Raw genomic sequence first — 20078 nt, 5'->3', positions numbered from 1 at the left:
ATTCCCGGGCGGGGCCCTCGCCGTGTCACCCGCCGTGTCACTCCGCCGCGAGGGCCACCTCGGTCGCCTTGATCAGAGCGATCACGTCGGAGCCCACGAAGAGGCCGAGGTCCTCGACCGCGTCCTTGGTGATCGCCGCGGTCAGTTCGCCGCCGTCGACGGTGATCCGGACGGTCGCCATGACGGCACCGGTGACGAGGCCGGTGACCGCGCCGGGCAGCTGGTTGCGGATCGACAGGCCCTCGACCCGGCCGGTGGCGAGGGAGACCTCGGTCGATTTCACGAGGGCGCGTACGGGCGAGCCGGGGGCGAGGGCGAGTTCCTCGGCGGCCTCCAGGGTGATCGCCGCCGTGAGGTGCTGCCCTCCGCCGAGGCGGACCTTGACGGCGGCCATCGCCTCGCCCGACCGGACCTCGGTGACGGCGCCGGGCAGCTGATTGCGGATGCTCAGGGTCATGGGCACCCACGGTAGGGCGCGCGGTCACCTAAGCCGGGTATGCGTGTGTCTGCGTCGCTTTGACCGTCGCCCAGACAGCGGCGCCCGGGTGCAGATCCAGCTCGGCCGCGGCGACCGTAGTGAGGTCGGCCGCGAGCGGGAGTTCGCCGACGAGGTCGGCGCGGATCTGGTCGCCGTGCGTCTCCAGGCCCTCGACCTCGCAGCGCCACAGGTTCCGGGCGCTCGCGCCGGTCGGCCGGTCCCGGAACAGGGTGACGGCGCTCGGCGGGAACGCCACGAAGACGGGCCCGGACAGCTCCTCGGTGGTCGTGAGCGAGGGCCCGGCGTCGAGCCGTACCGCGTGCCCGTCCGCCCGGCCCCGGTAGAGGTTGAGGCCGACGAGCTGGGCGATGTAGTCGGTGCGGGGGTGGCGGGCGATGTCGGCGGGGGTGCCCTCCTGCACCACCTGGCCGTGCTCGATGACGACCAGCCGGTCCGCGAGCACCATGGCGTCCAGCGGGTCGTGCGTGACGAGGACGGCGACCGCCTCGAACTCGGCCAGATGGCGGCGCAGTTGGGCCCGGACCTCCAGGCGGGTGCGGGCGTCCAGGGCGGCCAGCGGCTCGTCCAGCAGCAGCAGCCGGGGGCGGGTGGCCAGGGCCCGGGCCACGGCCACCCGCTGGGCCTGCCCGCCGGACAGCCGGCGTGGTTTGGCGTGGGCGTGGTCGGCGAGCCCCATGCGCTCCAGCCACGCGGCCGCCCGGGTACGGGCCTCGGTCTTGGAGACGCCCTGGCAGCGCGGCCCGAAGGCCACGTTGTCCAGGGCGGTCAGGTGCGGGAAGAGCAGGTAGTCCTGGAAGACCACGCCGACCGGGCGGGACTCCGGGGGAGTGTCCGCCAAGGAGGCGCCGTCGAGCCGGAGATGCCCGTCGGTGAGCGGGACGAGACCGGCGAGGGCGCGCAGGGCGGTGGTCTTGCCGGCGCCGTTGGGGCCGAGCAGGGCGACGACGTCGGCGGGGGCGGCGGTGAGGGAGACGTCCAGGCGGAAGGCGCCCCGGTCGACGACGAGCCGGGCGTCGAGCCCCTCGTCGCCCACCCGCGTCGGGGCGGCTTCGGGGGCGTCGATGTCGGTCATGGGACGGTACGTTCGCACACGCCCGGGGTCGGCGGCCACGCTCACGCTCCCGTCATCCAGCGGTCCCGCAGCCCCGCCAGCACCGCGATCGACACCGCGAGCAGGACCAGGCTGAGGGAGATGGCGGCGTCGGGGTCGTCCTGGAGGGCGAGATAGACCGCGAGGGGCATGGTCTGGGTGCGGCCGGGGAAGTTGCCCGCGAAGGTGATCGTCGCGCCGAACTCGCCGAGCGCGCGGGCCCAGGCGAGGACCGAGCCGGCCGCGATGCCGGGGGCGATGAGCGGCAGGGTGACCCGGCGGAACGCGGTGAAGCGGGACGCGCCGAGGGTGGTCGCCGCCTCCTCGTAGCGCGGATCGGCCGCGCGCAGGGTGCCCTCGACGCTGATGACCAGGAACGGCATCGCGACGAACGCCTCCGCGATCACCACCCCGGTGGTGGTGAACGGCAGGGTGATCCCGAACCAGGCGTCCAGCCACTTGCCGATCACGCCGTTGCGGCCGAGGGCCAGCAGCAGGGCCACGCCACCGACCACCGGCGGCAGGACGAGGGGCAGGGTCACCAGGGCCCGGACGAACCCCCGGCCGGGAAACTCGGTGCGGGCCAGCAGCCAGGCCAGGGGCACGCCCAGAACGAGGCTGACGGCCGTCGCCGCCGTCGCGCTGACCAGGGACAGCTGGAGCGCCTGCCAGACCTGGGTGCTGGACAGCTGGTCCGGCAGCGTGCGCCAGGGCGCGCGGACCAGCAGCGCGAGCAGCGGCAGCAGCAGGAACGCCAGCGCCACCAGGCCCGGCAGCAGCAGCGGCAACGGCACCCCGCGCCGGCCCCCCGTGCCGACGCGGCGACGCCGCGGCCGGCCCGTGCGGAGGCCGGCCGCGGCGTCGGGTTCGAGAGGCGAGGTCACGGCTTGAGGAACCCGGCCTCGCTCAGCACCTTCTGGCCCTCGGCGGACTCCACGAGGGCGATGAACGCCTTGGCGGCCGCGGCGTTCGGCGCGTTCTTCAGCAGGACGATCGGGTAGTCGTTGATCGCCTCGGCCGACTCGGGGAACTCCACGCCCTGCACCTTGCTGCCGGCGGCGTGCACGTCGGTCTTGTAGACGACGGCGGCGTCGGCCTCCTTCAGTTCCACCTTGTTGAGGGCGCCCTTGACGTCCTGCTCGTAGGAGACCGGGGTGAGCTTGAGGTGGCTGGCGTCCAGGGCCTTCTGCGCGGCGGCGCCGCACGGCACGGTCTTGTCGCACAGCACGACCTTCAGGCCGGACGCGGTGAGGTCCTTCAGCGAGGCCACCTTGTGCGGGTTGCCCGGCAGGGTCGCGATCTCCAGCTGGTTGCGGACGAAGGTGGCCGGGGTGCCGGCCGCGTCCTTCTTGCCCGTGACGATCGCCATGGTCTTGGGGCTGGCGGCGGCGAAGACGTCCGCCGGGGCGCCGCTGGTGATGCTCGCGGCCAGCGTGTCGCTGCCGCCGAAGTTGAAGCTGACCTTGGTGCCGGGGTGCTGCTGCTCGAATTCCTTGCCCAGGGCCGTGAAGCTCTCCTTGAGGGAGGCGGCCGCGAACACGGTGATGCTGCCGGAGAGCTTCGGCGAGGACGCGGAGCCGGCCGGGGCCGAGCTCGCGCTGTCCTTGGACGTGGCCGAGTCGGAGGACGAGGAACAGGCGCTGAGTGCCAGCAGGGCGGCGGCTCCCGCACCGGCAACCTTCAGCATCCGTCGGGTCCGGCGCACGGAACGGGTCATCACGGGTCTACTCCTCGCGTTCTGTGGAACAAGTGTCGCGCCCTGTCGCGGCCGGGGAACCGGCCGTGCGGCGATGATAATGCCGCATCTGCCAGGGGTAAGTCTCTTGTCACATCGCATGAGCTGCGAACTTGTGACATGTGGCTTGCATGTGCGTTTGTACGGCGCACTCCGGCGGGTACCGTTCTGCGGGAGGTGGTCGCAGTGACGCTCGCGCAACTCGCCCTGACCGGCGATCTCGCCAGGCCCGCCCGGCTGACCGTGCCGGAGCTGCTGCGCTGGCCGCAGCACCGGGCGGACGTCAGCTTCGACTGCGCGACCAGCGGCATCCAGCACCACCGCTTCACCGGACCGCGCCTGTACGACGTCCTCGCCGACGCCGGCCCGGACTTCGACCCGGCGCGGCGCAAGGACCGGCTGCGCTTCCTCGTCGCCGTCACCGGCACCGACGGCCACCACGCGGTGCTGTCCTGGGCCGAGATCGACCCGGACTTCGCGGACGCGCCCGTCCTGCTGGGCGTGCGCGTCGACGAGACCCCGCTGGATTCGGCCGGACCCCAGCTGGTCCTCCCGCAGGACCGGTGCGGCGCCCGGCACATCAGCGGGATCACCGCGATCCGGGTGGATGGCGGCTACCGCTGTGGCGCTCCAGCGCCCGCCACACCCGGTCACGCAGCAGCGGCACCTCGGTGAACCGCACACCCGTGGCGTCCCGCAGCGCGTTGGCCAGGGCCGGGGCGACCGGGTTGAACGGGCTCTCGCTCATCGACTTGGCGCCCAGCGGGCCGATCGCGTCCGCCGTCTCCATGAAGTGCACCTCGGTGCGCGGCACGTCGGCGTACTGCGGGAGCCGGTAGCGGCGGAAGGCGGCGGTGTCGACCGCGCCCCGCTCATCCAGCAGGACCCGCTCGAAGAGGGTGGCGCCGAGCGCCTGGGCGACCCCGCCCTCGACCTGTCCCCGGCACTGCATCGGGTTCATCACCTTGCCCGCGTCGGCCGCGTGCACACTGCGCAGGATGCGGATCTCGCCGGTCCCGGGGTCGACCGCCACCCGGAACCAGTGCGCGTTGAAGGCGACCGAGCGCGGGGTGCCGCCGAAGTGCCCGTCGGCGCTCAGCTCCAGGCCGACGGTGCGCGCGGCCGCGTACACCTCCTTCAGCAACAGGCGTCCGCCCGGGTGGAGCACGGCCTCCTCCGTCAGCCGGCACTCCGTGCGCGGGACGGCCAGGTGGGCGGCGGCGAAGTCCAGCAGCTGGTCGGCGAGGGCGCGGGCGGCGCGCAGGGTGGCCTTGCCCGCGACGACCGTACCGGTCGAGGCGAAGGCGCCGGTGTCGTGCCGTACGACGTCCGTGTCGGACTGGCGGACGGCGATCCGGTCGACGGTGGTGGCCAGCTCGCCGGCCGCGATCTGCTGGTGCACCGTCGTGGTGCCGTTGCCGAACTCGGCGGTGCCGACGGCCAGGTCGAAGGTGCCGTCCGGCAACAGGGCGGCCCTGGCGTCGGCGATGTGGCCGCCGGGCGGGCCGGTCGCGATCATCGCCAGCGCGGCGCCCTCGCCGACCAGCCACCCCGCGGGGACGGGCTCGGACACCGGCTCCGCCTGGGCGCGGCGCACGATCGCCACGCACTGGTCGAGGCCGTAGCTCGCGATGTGCAGGTCCTCCTCGTGGCCGCCCGGGGTGAGCATCGGCTCGTCGGGCCCGATGATGTTGCGCGCCTTGAACTCCAGGGGATCCAGGTCCAGTCGGCGGGCCAGCTCGTCCAGCGCCGACTCCACCGCGAACAGCACCTGGCCCAGGCCGTAGCCGCGGAAGGCGCCCGCCGGGACGGTGTGCGTGTAGACCGAGTAGGCGTCGACCTTCTTGTGCGGGGCGCGGTAGACGGCCAGGGACTCGCCGACGCTGTGGAACATCACGGCCGGGCCGTGGTTGCCGTACGCGCCCGTGTTCGCGACGACGCGCAGCTGGAGCGCGGTGAGGGTGCCGTCGCGGCGGGCGCCCGCCTTCACCCGGATCGTGAAGGGGTGCCGGGTGGTGGCGCCGTAGAACTGCTCCGCGCGTGTGTACTCCAGTTTCACCGGGCGGCGCAGCCTCAGCACGGCGAGCGCCACGATGTCCTCGACCAGCATCTCCTGCTTGCCGCCGAACCCGCCGCCGACCCGGCCCGCCAGCACCCGGACCTGGTCCTCGGGCAGGTCGTACAGCGCGCACAGGGCGCGGCGGGTGAGGAACGGCGTCTGGGAGCTGGTGCGGACGGTGAGCCGGCCGTCCTCGTCGATCCAGGCGAGGGCGCCGTGCGTCTCCAGGCTGGCGTGCTGGACACGCTGGGTGCGGAAGGTGTCCTCGTAGACGACGTCCGCCGCCGCGAAGCCCGCTTCGACGTCGCCGAGCTCGCCGTGCGCTTCGCCGACGACGTTGGCCTCGGGCCGCGCGATGCGGGCCGTCGCCGCGTCCTTGTCGTGGACCACCGGGGCGCCGGGCCGCATGGCCTCCTCCGGGTCGAGGACGGCGTGCAGCACCTCGTACGTCACCTCGATCCGCCGGCAGCCCTCCTCGGCGGCGCCCTCGCTGTCGGCGACGACGGCGGCGACGCGCTGGCCGATGTGGCGGACGGTGTCGTCCAGGACGCGGGTGTCGTCCGGGTCCTCCTCGGGGTGTTCGTGGCGGGCGGTGGAGAAGTGCCGTTCCGGGGCGTCGTGGTGGGTGAGCACGGCGTGCACGCCGGGGACGCGCAGGGCGGCGGAGGTGTCGATCGCGAGGATGCGGGCGTGGGCGTGCGGGGAGCGCAGCAGCTTCATGTGGAGCAGGCCCGGTACGCCGATGTCGAAGGTGTAGCGGGCGGTGCCGGTGACGACCTGCGGTCCGGCCGGGGCGGGCAGGCTGCGGCCGACGGTCTCGCCGGGCGCGGGCGCCTCCACGTTCTTCACCCCGCGCACGGCGTCCTCGATGGCCCGGTAGCCGGTGCAGCGGCACAGATTGCCCTTGAACGCCCTGGGCAGATCGGCGAGTTGGTCCTCCGTGAGCGCTGCCGTGGTCATCAGGAAGCCGGCCGTGCAGAAGCCGCACTGGAAGCCCTGGGCGTCGAGGAACGTGCGCTGCACGGGGTGGAGTTCGCCGTCCGGGGCGGCCAGGCCCTCCACGGTGGTGACGCTGCCGCCGTCGGCGCGGAAGGCCGGGTAGAGGCAGCTGTGCACCGGTTCGCCGTCCACGTGGACCGTGCAGGCCCCGCAGTCGCCCTGGTCACAGCCCTTCTTCACGCCGAACCAACCGTGCTCGCGCAGATACGTGCGCAGACACTGGCCCGGGCGGGGGTCCTCCTCGTGGGACCGTCCGTTGACCTCGACCCTCATCGCCGCTCCTCATCCGTCAGTTCCCGGCGGATCTCCTCCGCCAGCCGCAGCGCCATGTGCCGCCGCCACGCGGGCAGTCCGTGGATGTCGTCGAACCACTCGCCGTCCGCGACGGCCCCCACGATCGCCGCCCGCAGCGCCGCGGCCGTCGGCGGCAGCGGGAACCAGAGCCGCACCGGGCGCACCGTCGCCGCGGTGACGGTGACCGTGAGGGAGTGGTCGACCGGGCCGAGGGTGCCGATGACGAGGGCGGCCGAGCGCCCGAGGCCGTACAGCGACACCTGCCGGAACGCCGTACGGCAGGCCAGGGCGCGGGCGGGCAGGGTGACCGAGCGCAGCAGCTCGCCCTCGGCCAGATCCTTGCGGCCCGCGCCGGTGACGAAGTCGGCGACTTTCAGGCGGCGCCCGGATCCGTCCTGAGCGAGGAGCAGGCAGGTGCCGTCGAGCGCGGCCGTGAGGGAGATCATCGGGCCGGCCGGCAGGCCGTTGCACAGGTTCCCGCCGACGGTGGCCATGTTCCAGATCTTGAACGAGGCGAGGAAGGCCCGGCAGCACTGCTCGAAGAGGGGCGCCGCGGGGGCGGTCAAGTCCTGGGCGTAGCGGGACAGTTGGGCGATGGTGCAGGTGGCGGCCAGCTCCAGGGAGCCGTCCGGGTGCCGCTGTGCGGGCGTCCAGCCCATGCGGCTCAGGTCGACCAGACGCCGCAGGTGCGGCTGGGGCTCGGAGAACAGATACGTCCCGCCGCCGAGCCAGGCGTCACCGGCCCGCCAGGGCGCGGGCCGCCGGGCGTCTCGTATCTCGGCCACCGTGTTCAGATCCATGGCCGGAAGTGAACCAACGGGAACCGGTCGAAACGACTGGTGCGGGGCACGGAAACACCGACGTCACAGGCCCCGGGACTGGAGGATCAACCAAGAGGCATTCCGCTCCATCAACCTTGCATTTACGATGCTTTCTCTCGCACTCGCCTGGTGAATGCGAGAGGCCGGGGGATGTGCTCACCCCACGGCGGCCGTACGAGGAGCCAGCACATGCACGTCGAACACCTCCTGGGGGACGCCGCCCTCGGGCTGCGCCTGCTGTGGGCGGAGGACGCGCTGCTGCGGCGCGAAATCAGCGGAGTGACCGTCACAGACCTGGAGGACCCGGCCCGGTTCGTACGGCCCGGCGAGGTGGTCCTCAGCGGGCTGGTGTGGTGGTCGCCCGACGGCGGCTCCGGCAAGGCCGAACGGTTCGTCTCGGCCCTGAAGGACGCGGGGGCCGCCGCGCTGCTCGCGGGCGAGGAGACGCACGGCAACGTGCCGGACGACCTGGTCGAGGCGTGCGTGCGCCACGGCGTGCCGGTGGCCGGGGTGCCCGCGCACATCATGTTCCGGTCGATCACCGACACCGTGTACCTGCGCCAGTGGGGCGGCCTGAGCCGGCATCACGCGCTGCCGGAGAACGCGCGCGTGCGGCTGAGCCGGCTGCTCGCCCAGGAGGCCGGCCCGCACGCCGTCCTCGCCGAGGCCTTCGCCCACCTCGGCCGGACCGCCGTCTACGTCTTCACGCCCTCGGGCCGTACGGTCGCCGCCACCGAGGGTGTCCCGCCGGTGCCCCCTCGCGAGGCGGTCGCGCTCGTCGCGGACGGCACCGGGGTGACCGCCTCCGTCGACGCGAGCGGCGTCTCGCCGTACGAGCGCCGCCTGTTGTACCTGCCCGACCCGGACGCCGCCCCGCCGCGCATGCTGCACGAGGTCGCCGCCGTGCTGGCCCACTGCCAGGAGGCCGCCGCCCGGCGCCCTTCGGCCCGGCTGCGCGCGGCCGACGAACTCGGCGCGCTGCTGTCGGCCCCGGACGCGCGCGAGGACGGCACGGTGGAGGCGGCGCTGCGGCGGTGCGGGCTGCCGGGGACGGGACCGTACCTGGTGCTCGTCGCGGACGCCGGGACGCGGCGGCCAGGGCCGGGCGAAGGGCCGCTCGCCGAGGGCGCGTTGACGGAACTGGCGGGGCATGCGGTGACGGCCGGCGACGCGGGTGGTGCCGCGGTGGTGGCCGCGCGAACCGAGGGGGCCGGGGCGGAGGCGGGAGCGGAGGGCGGGCCCGGGGGCGCGGCGGCCGTCGGCCGGCTGCCGGACGGGGGCGCCTTCGCGGTGCTGTCCGGGGTGCCGGACGGCTGGGCGGACGAGGTGTGGCCGCTGGTCGCCGGGTCCGTGCCCGGGGTCGTCCTGCGCGGCGGCATCGGCGCGCCCGCGGCGGGGCCCGGGGAGCTCGGCGCCGCGCTCGGGCAGGCCCGGTACGCCCTCACCTCCGCGCGGACCACCGCGCCCGACGCCTCCCGCCTGACCGACGCCCGCGGCCTCACCACCCTCGACGCGCTGCTCACCGGTGTGCCGGCCGAGGTGCGGACCGCCTATGCCCGTACGGTGCTCGGCCCGCTGCTGGAGACCGGCCGGCCGCCCGTCGCGGTCCTGCTCGGCACCCTGGAGACGTTCCTGGCCTGCGACGGCTCCTGGGCGCGCACGGCGCAGGCGCTGCATCTGCACGTCAACACCGTGCACTACCGGGTGGAGCGGATCGAGCGGCTGACGGGGCGCGACCTGGCGCGGCTGCGGGACCGGCTGGACCTGTGGGCGGCACTGCTCTGCCGCTGACTCCGCCGGGTCAGACGCGGTCGATGTGCACGTTGGTGGACTTCACGCGCGCGGTGGCCTCCATGCCGACCTCCAGGCCCAGTTCCTCCACCGCCTCCCGGGTCAGCAGGGACACCAGCCGGTGCGGGCCCGCCTGGATCTCGACCTGGGCGGCGACGTCGCCGAGCTTGATCGCGGTGACGATGCCGGGGAAGGCGTTGCGGACGGAGGTGTAGGAGGCGTCCTCCTCGCCGCCGGCCGCCTTGGCCAGTTCGACCGAGAACGCGGCGAGGGCACGGCCGTCGACGAGCCGGCGCCCGGCCTCGTCGCGATGGGTGGCCACCCGGCCCGCGTCGGCCCAGCGGCGGGCGGTGTCCGGGCTCACGCCGAGCAGCCGCGCCGCCTGGCCGATCGTGTAGGACTGCATGCCGGTCACGATAGGGCCAACCACCGGGAACCATGGACGTGGGGTTGGCCGTCAGGTATAACGCGATATAACGTTAGTTCTCGATGGCGACGGCTCCCCGCGGAGCCTGCTGGAACGGGGTGAGGGGATGACGGCCGACATGGTGGACGCGGACGTGCCGGACGGGCTGCGTGCCTCGCACGCGGACCGCGACCGGGTGGTGGAGGCGCTCGCCGCCGCCGCGGGGGAGGGCCGGCTCACCCATGAGGAGCTGGACGAGCGCGTGACGGCCGCGCTGTCCGCCCGCACGCTCGGGCAGCTGGCGGTGCTCACCGCCGACCTGCCGGCGCAGGCCGCCGCCGTCGTGGCACCGGCGGCGGCCAAGGACGTCGTCCGCATCGAGCAGCAGTACGCCTCGGCCACCCGCGAGGGCCCCTGGATCGTGCCCCGGCGGCTGGAGATCGTGTGCGCCTGGGGAAACGTGACCCTGGACTTCTCCGACGCCGTGCTCACGCACGACACCCTCGACATCGACCTGGACCTGTGCGGCGGCACCCTGCGCCTGATCACCCGGCCCGGCATGGTCGTCGACACGGACTCGCTGGCGGTCGGCTACAGCAAGACCAAGGTCCGCCCGGCCCGCGGTCCCGAGGCGCCGGTCGTGCTCCGGGTGGGGATAGGCGGGCGCATCAGCATGGGGAAGGTGGACGTACGGCCGCCCCGGCGGTGGTTCGGGAAGTAGCGCCGAGCCGGTCGGGCCCGGCGCTGTCCGCTCCCATGCTCAGCCGGTGTGCACGCGCGGCCGGCGCTCCCGGTTCGGCTCCGCCTCGCGCAGCACCTCGCGGGTGACCGGGGCGACCTCGCCCTGGCCGAAGAGGAAGAAGCGCAGGAAGTTGGCGAACGGATTGCCCTCGGTCCACTCGAAGTAGATGTGCGGGGTGCAGCGCGTCATGTCGCGGACGTTGAGCAGGAGCGCGGCCAGGGCGTTCGGGATGGACGCGGACTCCAGGGTCAGCACCCGGTAGCGGTCGTGCAGCACCTCGCCGCGCACGGTCAGGCCCGCCTCGAACTCGGACGGGTCGGTGACCGTCACCTCGACGAAGACGAAGTCCTCCTGCTCCGGCATGTCGTTGTCGGCGCGGATCTGCTCGATCTTGTCGCGGTACTCGGCCTTGTCCCGGTGCCCGGGCTCGTTGGCGATGAACCGCATCTTGCGGCTGGCCATGTCCCGGACGAATCGTTCCGCCAGCGGATCGAACGTCACGCTGGTCACGCGCAGCTCGAAGGCGCGGGCCAGCCGGGACAGCAGCGAGACCAGGATGATGCCGACGATGAAGCAGGCACCGATCTTCACACCGTCCGGCCGCTCGATGACGTTCACGACGGTCGTGTAGATGAAGACCACCGAGATCACGCCGAACCCGATGGCCCACTTGCGCTGCCCGGCCTTGCGCGCCGCGATGGTCACGGCGATCGCCGCGGAGGTGATGAGCACCAGCACACCGGTGGCGTACGCGCCGCCCTGCGCGTCGACGTTGGCGTCGAAGAGCCAGGTCACCAGGAAGGCGATCAGGGTGAACACGATGACCATCGGGCGCACCGCGCGGGCCCAGTGGGGGGCCATGCCGTAGCGGGGCAGATAGCGCGGCATCAGGTTCAGCAGGCCCGCCATGGCCGAGGCGCCGGCGAACCACAGGATGGCGATGGTCGAGACGTCGTAGACCGTGCCGAAGGCCCCGCCGAGGTACTCGTGCGCGAGGTAGGCGAGCGCACGTCCGTTGGCCTGGCCGCCGGTCTTGAACTCCTTCTCCGGGATGAGCAGCGTGGTGATGAAGCTGGAGGTGATCAGGAAGCCGCTCATGATGATGGCGGCCGTGGTCAGCAGCTTCTTGGTGTCCCGGATCCGGCCGGTCGGCTTCTCCTCGGTGTCGTCCGGGTCGCCCTGGACGTGCGGCATGACGGCGACGCCGGTCTCGAACCCGGAGAGGCCGAGCGCGAGTTTGGGGAAGACGAGCAGCGCGAGGCCGATCATCACGAAGATGTTGCCGTGCTGCACGGTCAGCGCGTTGGACCAGTCGGTGATCACATGGCCCGCGGTGATGACGTGGTAGAGGCCGACGATCACGACGACGACGTTCAGTGCGAGGTAGACACCGACCAGGGCCGTCGCGACACCGATCGCCTCCAGGAAGCCCTTGAGGAAGACCGCGCCGAGCAGGGCGACCAGGAACAGCGTGATGACCATCTGGTGGCCGTGCAGGACGCTCGTGAGGTGCGGGTTCTCCACCAGGTGGGTCGAGGCGTCGGCGGCGGAGAGCGTGATGGTGATCAGGAAGTCGGTGGCGGCGAAGCCGAGCAGCGTGAGCACGAAGAGCTTGCCCTGCCAGAAGGACAGCAGCCGCTCCAGCATGGCGATCGAACCCTCGCCGTGCGGGGACTCCTCGGCGACCCGGCGGTACACCGGCAGCGCGCCGGCCAGGGTCACGATGACGAGGACGATGGTCGCGATCGGCCCGAGCAGACCGGCCGCGAGGGCCGCGATGCCCGGCTGGTAGCCGAGGGTGGAGAAGTAGTCGACACCGGTCAGGCACATCACGCGCCACCAGCGCTGGCCCTTGTGCGGGGGCTCCGGCTCGGCGTGGGGACCCGTGTGGCCACCGGGCTTGCCCATGTCGGACAACCCCTCCAGCATCCAGGTGCGCAATCGACTGGAAGGAGGGTGTTCGGTCGTGGCCATCGGGGTGCTCCTGTGTGCGGCTCAGCTCTTTCCGGCCATCACGCGGACGGCCGCACCAGCGTATGCAGAGAGTGACGTCTGGGCCTATGGATCTCGGCTCGGTGGGCGTCAAGCTTGCGTTAAGAATGACCGGCGGCCGCCCCGGGCGCATCAACAGCGGCCGCCGGGGCGGTGTGGCCTGGGCCACGATTCTGCCGGTGGTGCGTCGTACAGGCGTTCTGGCGACCTCGCCCGGCGTCACCGTTTGTCGACGTGTTGACGGCCGCGGAGCGCGTTCCTGACGTCCTTGCGGGGGGCGTTGGCCGCCGGTCTGCACGGCTCGCGACCACGGTGCGTGACCGTGGTCGGCGTGCCGGACCGCTCCTACAGCCGGCGGAGGTCCATGCGCAGATGCCATGTGTTCCGCCGGTGGACCGACAGCAGCTGGGATTCGAGCGGGGAGGGGGGTACGGCGAGGACCGGGCAGATCGCGTGGGCGAGACAGTGCCGGGAGACCCGGCCGGAGAAGGCGCGGTGCAGTCCGCGCCGCCCCGCGCCGACGACCAGCACGTCGTCCTCGCGGTCCGCGGTCGCGACGAGCGCCGGGCCCGGCGCTCCGCGGACGACGACGGCGTGGACCGGGACCCCCGGGCCGTCCCCGCCGAAGATCTCCTCCAGCACCGCGATCAGCCGCTGCCGGGCCAGCCGCTGCCACTCCTCGACCACCAGACCGCCGACGGGGGAGCGGCGTGCGGCGGGATCGCCGCCCGGCGGCTCCCAGGCCAGCACGGTCCACAGTTCGGCGCCCAGCCGCCGGGCCAGCGCGGTGGCCCGGCGCAGGGCCGTGACGCTGCCCAGGGAGCCGCTCACGCCGACCACCACCCGAGCCACCGTCGAGGCGTCGTAACCGGACATCGCTCCACCGCTCCTCGCGCCCTGGCGGGCGACGCCCGGGTGACGCGTGCGGACGTACCCGCCTGCAAGGCCCTTGCTCCCTTCCATCCCACCTCCGCGCGCAGGATTCGACCAGCCGGGGCGCACACCTTTCCCGACCCTCTTCCGCAGTGCGTCGCACCCATGGAGTTCGGCGCTAATCATCGAAACTTTCGACAGTCTGGTGAGCCATGCGGACCTACGGCAACCCCGTCATCCCGGCTTCCACCCCGACCCGAGCGTGTGCCGGGTCGGGGGCGACTGCTACCTCGTGTGCTCCAGCTTCGAGTACTTCCCCGGTGTCCCGCTCTTCCACAGCCGGGACCTGGTGCACCGGCGGCAGCTCGGCAACGTCCTCGACCGGCCGGGCCGGTCGACGCTGCCCGACGCCGTCCCCGCCGGCGGCACCTTCCTCGTCACCGCCGAGCGCCCCTGGTCGGACCCGGTGTGGTCGGGCACCGGACCGAGGGACCCCGAGGCGCCCCTCCTGTACCGGATCGGCGCCTGGTGGTACCTGCTGCTCGCCGAGGGCGGGACCGCGCTCGGGCACGGCGCCTCGGCCGCCCGGGCCCGCTGGCCGCGCGGCCCCTGGGGACCGGCCCGACCTGGTCCAGGCGGCCGACGGCGGCTGCTGGACGGTGCTGCTCGGCACCCGGCCGCGCGGCTGGTTCCCGGAGTTCCACGTCCTCGGCCGGGAGACCTTCCTGGTGCCGGTGGAGTGGGCCGACGGCCGGCCCCGGGTGGGGGAGTGCCGTCCGGCGCCCACCACCTGGGCGCCCCTCGAACAGCCGTCGGCGCGCGACGACTTCACCGCCCCCGTGCTCGCGCCGTACTGGATCTCCCCGCGCCGTCGGCCCGCGCGGTCCTGGTCCCTCACCCGGCGGCCCGGGCGGCTCACCCTGACCGCGACCGGGGGCAGCCTCGACCGGCCCCGGCACACCTGCGTCGGCCGCCGCCGGCAGCACCGCGACTGCCGGGCCGCCGCTCGGCTGGAGCCCGGGGCCGTCCGGGCGGGCCTTTCGGTCCGGCCGGACGAGGCGCACCACTACGGCCTGGAGGTGGCCGGCGCGACGGCGGCCGTGCTCGCCCGGATCGGCCCGGTGCGCCAGCGCGTCGCCGAACACCCCGTACCGGCAAACCGCCCGGTCGCTCTGGCCGTCGACATCCGCGCCAACACACCCAGGTGGCCACCGGATTCACCGGTCGCGTCCTCGGGATGTACGTCACCGAGGGCGCCGCGGCCTTCGACTGGTTCGACTACGCACCCGGACCTCGTGCGTGACACCTTGACGCTCCCAACGGGCCCTTCTAGAGTCGCGACTCCGAACGTTCGGGAATTTACTCGAATGTTTCGACCGCCGAGACGCCGACTCGTCGGCGGTCCCGCCGCCGGCGCCGCCAAGGGCTGAACACCCCTCTTCCTGCAGATCGGAGCCGCACCATGCCCCAGGTACGTCTGAGACTCGCCGGCGCCCTCGCGGCCGTCCTCGTGGCCGCCGGCGTCGCCGCCGGTCCCGCCGCCCAGGCCCACGACCGGCAGCCCACGCTCGCCGATCTCGCCCGGCGCCACGGCCGCTACGTCGGCAGCGCCACCGACAACCCCGAACTCACCGACAGCGCCTACACGAAGATCCTCGGCGACGAGTTCGACATGATCACACCGGGCAACGGCATGAAGTGGTACGCCACCGAGCCCCGACAAGGCGTCTTCGACTGGGCCGACGGCGACCAGATCGTGAGCCTGGCCCGCGAGCACCACCAGCAGGTCCGCGCCCACACCCTGGTCTGGCACAGCCAGCTGCCCGACTGGCTCACCTCCAGGCAGTGGACGGCCACCGAACTGCGGGCCGTGCTGAAGAAGCACATCACCACCGAGGTACGGCACTACCGGGGCGAGGTGTACTCCTGGGACGTCGTCAACGAGGCCTTCAACGAGGACGGCACCTACCGCGAGACCCTCTGGTACAAGACGCTCGGCCCCGGCTACATCGCCGACGCGCTGCGCTGGGCCCACGAGGCCGACCCGCACGCCAGGCTGTACCTCAACGACTACAACATCGAGGCGACCGGCCCGAAGAGCGACGCCTACTACGCGCTCGCCAAGAACCTCAAGGCCGAAGGCGTCCCGCTCGACGGCATCGGCTTCCAGACCCATCTGGCGCTCCAGTACGGCTATCCCACCACGCTCAGGGACAACCTGAGCCGCTTCTCCCGCCTCGGCCTGGACACCGCGCTCACCGAGGTCGACGTACGGATGCAACTGCCCGCGACCGACGCGAAGCTGGCCGAACAGGCCGACTGGTACCGGCAGTTGACGCAGGCCTGCCTGGCCGTGCGCCGGTGCGTGGGCATCACCGTCTGGGACTACACCGACAAGTACTCCTGGATCCCGGGGGTCTTCCCCGGCGAGGGTGCCGCCCTGCCCTGGGACGAGCAGCTGAACCCCAAGCCGGCGTACCAGGCGCTGCGGGAGGCGCTGAGCTAGCAGTCGGGCACGGTCCGTAACCACCCCTGGACACACGTCGGGGCCGGTGCGCACGTCGTACGGTGCGGCCGGCCCCGCAGGTCCTTCGCGCGCCCTCCGCTCAGGCGGCGGTCATCACATGCTCCGCACCCAGCGGGCGGTGCGGGGCGATGATCCGGCCGTCGGGCAGCAGCTCACCGGTGTCCTCGAAGAGCAGGACGCCGTTGCACAGCAGACTCCAGCCCTGCTCGGGATGGTGCGCCACGAGTCGGGCGGACTCCCGGTCGGCGGACTCTGCTGTCGGACACGGCGGTTGGTGCTGGCACATGGGTGGGATCTCTCGCTCTGTCGTGGTCATGGCCGTCCCCCGTGGTGATAAGTCGGTCGGAACCCAGTGTTGCCCTCCGGGCGTCATTCCGCAGGGATTTCGCGGCACCGCTTCTCACAGGTTCATGACGCGTCACCCGGGCGGACGGTTCAGTCCAAGTGCACTGTCCCTTTGGGTGGTTCGCCGTGGTCGGATGGGGCTAGTCCATACAGGCCGGGCCCCTGACCTGGGCCCCGGCGCGGGTGTTCCGGCACGTGTGTCGGGCATGGGCGTGCCCCGCCGCCGGGGGGGGCGACGGGGCACGCGGGAGGTCGGGTCAGGCGGGCGAGCCGAGCACGGTCGGGCCGAGGAGCGGGAGCGGGGTGGCGCGGTGGGTCAGCACCGGAAGCAGCTCGGCGACCCGGAACGGGCGGTGCGCCGATATGCCGGGCGGGGCCGGGGCGAGGGGAACGAGCAGATCGGTGCCGGCCGGGTGCCCCTCGGCGCCGTCGGCGGTGGCGTCGCCGTGCAGCCACAGCGTGAGCATGTACAGCCCGGGGACGGACAGCAGTCGCGCCTGGTACGGCTGTTGCAGCGCCTCCGCCTGCTGCATCGCGCGCTCGGTGGAGGGGACGTAGGGGCCCTCGAAGAAGTGCGAGAAGGTCCAGCCGTCCGGGGTGAGCATGGTGTCGGCGGCGGCCACCGCCTTGTCGCCGCAGCGGATCAGGAAGCGCCAGCCGGCCAGCCGGGTCGCGGACAGCCCCTGGGGCGTGATCCGGTCCAGCACATGGACGGGAAGCGGGAGTTCGGGTGTCGCCGGGCCCTGCGCGGCGCGCAGGGACGGGGTGCGGGCCTCGCGGACGGCGGTGGGGGAACCGAGGGCGGCGAGGACGGAACGCAGGGCGGGCGCGGGGGCAGGGGGCACGTGCAGCGGCATGGTGGGTCGCCTCTCTCATTCGACAGGCGCGGCGGCGCGAGGAGGGTGGGGCGGACGGCGCTGTCTGCTCACGGAAAGGCCGGAAGGGTGGTGGCCCGGGTCGGTGAACGTGGGTGCGGCTCGGTCTGCCTCCCGTGACCGCGACGGCAGGAACATGGCAGGAACCACGACCGAGGGCGTCAACCTTCTGCCTTGTGGGCGAAGTTTATACGACGCGTGTTCGGCCGTTGTTTCGTCTATCCGATTCCGGTGAACCGCGCAAGAGCGCAATACGCCACCGATATGCGGGAATCCTCCCGGTTCCCGGACCGGTTCCGCCCCGCTGACCTCGGAATACGCGCCGGTAGCGGTCGGCCGAATGTCGTCGGCGTTTTTCACGAGATGTGCCGGGTACCCGGTGGGCCGGGCTGCTGCATGCCCGGTGAAAATGCCTCTGGGAACAATCCGACAGAGTAGCGTGCGTCGGGCTCGCGCGGGGCGTTATCGATCGCTTCCGCTGGGCATCATCCCCCCTGCACCCGGGAGCCCGGCGGCCGTAACGTCGGTCCGCCCACCGAGGAGGGACACTTCGATGGGGGAGAAGGTCGTGGCGGGGCAGTTCGACCTGTCCGATCGCCAGCGCTACCGAGAAAAGCTCCAGAAGTGCCTGGCGGGACTGGAGCGGCTGTTGGTGGAGAAGCGATTCGACCGCCCCAAGAACCTCATGGGCGTCGAGATCGAATTGAATCTCGCCGGTACCGACGGTATGCCGAAAATGTTGAACGGTCAGGTTCTGGAACGCATCGCGAGCCGCGATTTCCAAACAGAACTCGCCATGTTCAACCTGGAAGTCAACATAGCCCCACACCGACTGGGCGGCAGGGTATTCGACCGGCTCGCCGAGGAACTGCGCACGTCGCTCGCCTATGCCGACCGCAAGGCCCGCGAGGTGGACGCCGGCATCGTCATGATCGGCATCCTGCCCACGCTCGGCCCGGACGACCTGGTCTCCGCCAACCTCTCCGAGGTCGACCGCTACACCCTGCTCAACGACCAGATCGTGGCCGCGCGCGGGGAGGACTTCCGGCTCGACATCGAGGGCGTGGAGCACCTCGTCCGTACGGCGAAGTCGATCGTCCCCGAGGCCGCCTGCACCTCCGTACAACTGCACCTCCAGGTCACCCCCGGCCGGTTCGCCGACGTGTGGAACGCCGCGCAGGTGGCGTGCGCCCCTCAGATCGCCGTCGGCGCCAACTCGCCGTTCCTGTTCGGGCACGAGCTGTGGCGCGAGTCCCGGCCCCCGCTGTTCCTCCAGTCCACCGACACCCGCCCGCCCGAACTCCAGGCACAGGGCGTACGGCCGCGCACCTGGTTCGGCGAGCGCTGGATCACTTCCGCGTACGAACTGTTCGCCGAGAACCTGCGCTTCTTCCCGGCCCTGCTGCCCCTGTGCGACGACGAGGAACCGCTGGAGGTCGTCGCCGCCGGCGGCACGCCCAGCCTCGCCGAACTCGTGCTGCACAACGGCACGATCTACCGCTGGAACCGGCCGGTGTACGGCATCGCGGACGGCGTACCGCACCTGAGGGTGGAGAACCGGGTGCTGCCGGCCGGGCCGACCGTCATCGACGTGATCGCCAACGCGGCCTTCTACTACGGCCTGGTGCGCTCCCTCGCCGAGGAGAGCCGGCCGGTGTGGACCCGGCTGCCCTTCGCCGCGGCCGAGGCCAACTTCGACGCCGCGTGCCGGTACGGCATCGACGCGCGCTTCGTGTGGCCGCGGCGCGGGCGCTACGGCGGCACGGGCGAGGTGGACGCGGTCACCCTGGTCCGCGACGAGCTGCTGCCGCTGGCCTCCGCCGGGCTGGACGCGTGGGGGGTGGAGGCCGCCGACCGGGACCTCTACCTGGGCGTCGTCGAGGAGCGCTGCCGGCGCCGGGTGAACGGGGCGTCCTGGCAGGCGGCCACCTTCCACCGGGCCCTCGAACAGGGACTGACCCGCGAGGCGGCCCTGGCCGCGACGACGCGCCGCTATGCCGAGCTGATGCTCGCGGGGGAGCCGGTGCACATGTGGCCGGTGGGACTACCGGAACCGGTCGCTCCGCTGGGGCTGGGGGCTGAGCTGGCCTGAGCTTGTGGGGGCGGGGCGCAGTGCTCGGTGTCGTACCACTGCGCCGTCCTCACCGTGCTCACATCTCCTTCTGCGATCCTTGCCAGGCGACAGGTGGGCCCGCGGGCCCGTGAACCGGCGGGAGGCAGGGGTGCAGGTGGAGGCTGACGCGGTGGCCGATCCGGGGGCGCGGCAGCGCGACCCGCGGCGGATCCTGCGGGACGAGACGCTGCTCGTGCTCGCGCTGTCGCTGGGCGCGAGCGGGGTCTCCGCGCTGATCAGCTTCATCGGCTCGGTGACCAAGCCGGGCGGCCTGAAGGACCAGGCGGCCACCATGAACGCGTCGGCCGCCCCGGGCCGCCCCTGGCTGGACCTCACCTGGCAGCTCTTCGGCATCGCGACCGCTCTGGTCCCCGTGGCCCTGGTCGCCCATCTGCTGCTGCGCGAGGGCGCCGGCCTGCGCACGCTGGGCTTCGACCGCACCAGGCCGTGGCCCGACCTCGGCCGGGGCGCCACGATCGCGGCGGTGATCGGCAGCACCGGCATCGCCTTCTACCTGGCCGCCCGCGGTCTCGGCTTCAACCTCACGGTCATCCCCGAGGCGCTGCCGAACGTGTGGTGGAAGTACCCCGTGCTGGTCCTGTCCGCCGTGCAGAACGCGGTCCTCGAAGAGGTCATCGTCGTCGGCTATCTGCTGCGCAGGCTCGGCCAGTTGGGCTGGTCCGTGGGGACCGCACTGGTCGCCAGCGCGGTCCTGCGCGGCTCGTACCACCTCTACCAGGGCGTCGGCGGCTTCGTCGGCAACATGGTGATGGGCGTGGTCTTCGTGTACCTGTACCGCCGCTGGGGGCGCGTCGGTCCGCTGGTCGTCGCGCATTCCCTGCTCGACATCGGCGCGTTCGTCGGCTACGCCCTGCTCGCGCACCGGGTGTCCTGGCTGCCGACGGGCTGAACGCGGC

Annotated in this window: 17 protein-coding genes and 1 pseudogene; 7 read left to right on the top strand and 11 right to left on the bottom strand. The window is 72.7% G+C overall.

Annotated elements, in window-relative coordinates; translation table 11 throughout:
- Positions 1 to 37: 37 nt before the first annotated feature.
- From ACZ4MF_RS23940 to modA, 4 genes are read right to left on the bottom strand one after another with little or no spacing between them, the layout of a single operon-like run.
- Entirely contained in the window at positions 38 to 457 is a 420-nt protein-coding gene (locus ACZ4MF_RS23940; protein ID WP_467493950.1) for a TOBE domain-containing protein, read from the bottom strand.
- 28 nt (positions 458 to 485) lie between these two features.
- A complete protein-coding gene (locus tag ACZ4MF_RS23935) occupies positions 486 to 1571 on the bottom strand; it encodes an ABC transporter ATP-binding protein (protein WP_467493949.1) in 1086 nt (361 codons plus the stop codon).
- A 41-nt stretch (positions 1572 to 1612) separates the two neighbouring features.
- Positions 1613 to 2473, bottom strand: coding sequence for a molybdate ABC transporter permease subunit (gene modB / locus ACZ4MF_RS23930; RefSeq protein WP_467493948.1), 861 nt, complete (start codon positions 2471 to 2473; stop codon positions 1613 to 1615).
- Positions 2470 to 3306: a molybdate ABC transporter substrate-binding protein gene (modA, locus tag ACZ4MF_RS23925; RefSeq protein ID WP_467493947.1), complete on the bottom strand. Its 837-nt coding sequence runs from the start codon at positions 3304 to 3306 to the stop codon at positions 2470 to 2472. Before modA ends, modB begins: the two co-directional genes overlap by 4 nt.
- A 204-nt stretch (positions 3307 to 3510) precedes the next feature.
- Between modA and ACZ4MF_RS23920 the strand changes: the two genes are divergently transcribed.
- Positions 3511 to 3999 carry a molybdopterin-dependent oxidoreductase gene (locus ACZ4MF_RS23920; RefSeq protein ID WP_467493946.1) on the top strand — a complete coding sequence of 163 codons (489 nt, stop codon included), beginning with the start codon at positions 3511 to 3513 and terminating at the stop codon, positions 3997 to 3999.
- Here ACZ4MF_RS23920 and ACZ4MF_RS23915 read toward each other — a convergent pair.
- Both ACZ4MF_RS23915 and ACZ4MF_RS23910 read right to left on the bottom strand, forming a co-directional pair.
- A complete protein-coding gene (locus ACZ4MF_RS23915; protein ID WP_467493945.1) occupies positions 3914 to 6655 on the bottom strand; it encodes a molybdopterin-dependent oxidoreductase in 2742 nt (913 codons plus the stop codon). The two genes, ACZ4MF_RS23920 and ACZ4MF_RS23915, sit on opposite strands and share 86 nt — an antisense overlap.
- Positions 6652 to 7476: an FAD binding domain-containing protein gene (locus ACZ4MF_RS23910; RefSeq protein ID WP_467493944.1), complete on the bottom strand. Its 825-nt coding sequence runs from the start codon at positions 7474 to 7476 to the stop codon at positions 6652 to 6654. The genes ACZ4MF_RS23915 and ACZ4MF_RS23910 overlap by 4 nt, the downstream gene beginning before the upstream one ends.
- Positions 7477 to 7686: 210 nt before the next feature.
- Between ACZ4MF_RS23910 and ACZ4MF_RS23905 the strand changes: the two genes are divergently transcribed.
- Complete coding sequence (locus ACZ4MF_RS23905; protein ID WP_467493943.1) at positions 7687 to 9288, top strand: helix-turn-helix domain-containing protein; 1602 nt, start codon at positions 7687 to 7689, stop codon at positions 9286 to 9288.
- A gap of 10 nt (positions 9289 to 9298) precedes the next feature.
- Here ACZ4MF_RS23905 and ACZ4MF_RS23900 read toward each other — a convergent pair whose 3' ends face one another.
- Positions 9299 to 9694, bottom strand: a complete 396-nt coding sequence (locus ACZ4MF_RS23900; protein WP_467493942.1) for a TOBE domain-containing protein — start codon at positions 9692 to 9694, stop codon at positions 9299 to 9301.
- A 127-nt stretch (positions 9695 to 9821) separates the two neighbouring features.
- Here ACZ4MF_RS23900 and ACZ4MF_RS23895 point away from each other — a divergent pair, with 127 nt between their 5' ends.
- Complete coding sequence (locus ACZ4MF_RS23895) at positions 9822 to 10415, top strand: DUF1707 SHOCT-like domain-containing protein (RefSeq protein WP_467493941.1); 594 nt, start codon at positions 9822 to 9824, stop codon at positions 10413 to 10415.
- Between the two features lie 39 nt (positions 10416 to 10454).
- On the opposite strand, the gene ACZ4MF_RS23890 is transcribed toward ACZ4MF_RS23895, so the two are convergent.
- Together ACZ4MF_RS23890 and ACZ4MF_RS23885 are read right to left on the bottom strand one after the other, a co-directional pair.
- Complete coding sequence (locus tag ACZ4MF_RS23890) at positions 10455 to 12410, bottom strand: APC family permease (protein WP_467493940.1); 1956 nt, start codon at positions 12408 to 12410, stop codon at positions 10455 to 10457.
- 363 nt (positions 12411 to 12773) lie between these two features.
- Positions 12774 to 13304, bottom strand: coding sequence for a universal stress protein (locus ACZ4MF_RS23885; protein ID WP_467493939.1), 531 nt, complete (start codon positions 13302 to 13304; stop codon positions 12774 to 12776).
- 209 nt (positions 13305 to 13513) lie between these two features.
- Between ACZ4MF_RS23885 and ACZ4MF_RS23880 the strand changes: the two are divergent.
- Together ACZ4MF_RS23880 and ACZ4MF_RS23875 are read left to right on the top strand one after the other, a co-directional pair.
- Positions 13514 to 14604, top strand: a pseudogene (locus ACZ4MF_RS23880) (family 43 glycosylhydrolase).
- A 159-nt stretch (positions 14605 to 14763) separates the two neighbouring features.
- Positions 14764 to 15807, top strand: coding sequence for a glycoside hydrolase family 10 protein (locus ACZ4MF_RS23875; RefSeq protein WP_467493938.1), 1044 nt, complete (start codon positions 14764 to 14766; stop codon positions 15805 to 15807).
- Between the two features lie 100 nt (positions 15808 to 15907).
- On the opposite strand, the gene ACZ4MF_RS23870 is transcribed toward ACZ4MF_RS23875, so the two are convergent.
- A complete protein-coding gene (locus ACZ4MF_RS23870; RefSeq protein ID WP_071377983.1) occupies positions 15908 to 16114 on the bottom strand; it encodes a DUF5999 family protein in 207 nt (68 codons plus the stop codon).
- Between the two features lie 316 nt (positions 16115 to 16430).
- Entirely contained in the window at positions 16431 to 17030 is a 600-nt protein-coding gene (locus ACZ4MF_RS23865; protein WP_467493937.1) for a hypothetical protein, read from the bottom strand.
- Between the two features lie 571 nt (positions 17031 to 17601).
- Between ACZ4MF_RS23865 and ACZ4MF_RS23860 the strand changes: the two genes are divergently transcribed.
- Together ACZ4MF_RS23860 and ACZ4MF_RS23855 are read left to right on the top strand one after the other, a co-directional pair.
- Complete coding sequence (locus tag ACZ4MF_RS23860; RefSeq protein WP_467493936.1) at positions 17602 to 19140, top strand: glutamate-cysteine ligase family protein; 1539 nt, start codon at positions 17602 to 17604, stop codon at positions 19138 to 19140.
- A gap of 130 nt (positions 19141 to 19270) precedes the next feature.
- On the top strand, positions 19271 to 20071 hold the full coding sequence (locus ACZ4MF_RS23855; RefSeq protein WP_467493935.1) for a CPBP family intramembrane glutamic endopeptidase: 801 nt from the start codon (positions 19271 to 19273) through the stop codon (positions 20069 to 20071).
- Positions 20072 to 20078 lie beyond the last annotated feature (7 nt).

It is taken from the genome of Streptomyces sp. NPDC025793, from assembly GCF_055558375.1.
This window is presented reverse-complemented; position numbering and strand designations above follow the sequence as displayed.